At 66.2% G+C, this 553-nt stretch carries 2 protein-coding genes; both read right to left on the bottom strand.

Translation table 11 applies throughout. The annotated features are described in order from the left end of the window. Positions 1-156, bottom strand: a 156-nt coding sequence (locus tag IEZ17_RS41750) for a polyketide synthase docking domain-containing protein (RefSeq protein ID WP_189308844.1), incomplete at its 3' end; no start/stop codon positions are given. 131 nt (positions 157-287) lie between these two features. Continuing rightward, positions 288-553: hypothetical protein (locus IEZ17_RS41745; protein ID WP_189308843.1), on the bottom strand; the 266-nt coding region annotated here is incomplete at its 5' end.

Below are 553 nucleotides of genomic sequence, written 5' to 3'. Positions count from 1 at the left end.
CGCACTCGCCACCCCTCCCGGATAACGGCAGGCCATGCCCACGATCGCGATCGGTTCGTGCTCGCGCGCTTCCATGTCACGGATGCGCTGCCGGGCCTCGGCCAGTTCATTGGTCGCCCGCCGGAGATACGAGCGGATCTTGTCTTCGTTCGCCATGGAGGCACGCCTTTCCTGACGGCTGACGTCATGGCTGACGTCGCGCGCAGTGAGCCGAGTGTTGGTTGATTCGGAGCCGGGGATGGCGGTCCTGATCACCATCCCCGGCGCACCCCAGCGAACGGGGCTGCTCAGAGTTCGCTGTCGATGAAGGCGAAGAGCTCTTCATCCGTCGCGCTGTCGGAGATCGCGACCGTGGCAGGCGCGTCATCGCCCTTGTCGCCGCTGATCTTCGCCAGCGCCTCTTGGACCCGCTTGGAGAGCCAGGCCCGCTCTTCGCTGCTGAGGGAGGCGTTCACGACGTCGGACAGCATCCGGTCGATTTCCGCAGCGATCGCCTGTGCGTCGGCGGGTTGGTGTCGGGGGGTGAGTTGTTCGGTGAGGTGGGTGGCGATGG

The organism is Streptomyces albospinus, assembly GCF_014648695.1.
Taxonomy (GTDB): domain Bacteria; phylum Actinomycetota; class Actinomycetes; order Streptomycetales; family Streptomycetaceae; genus Streptomyces; species Streptomyces albospinus.
This window is presented reverse-complemented; position numbering and strand designations above follow the sequence as displayed.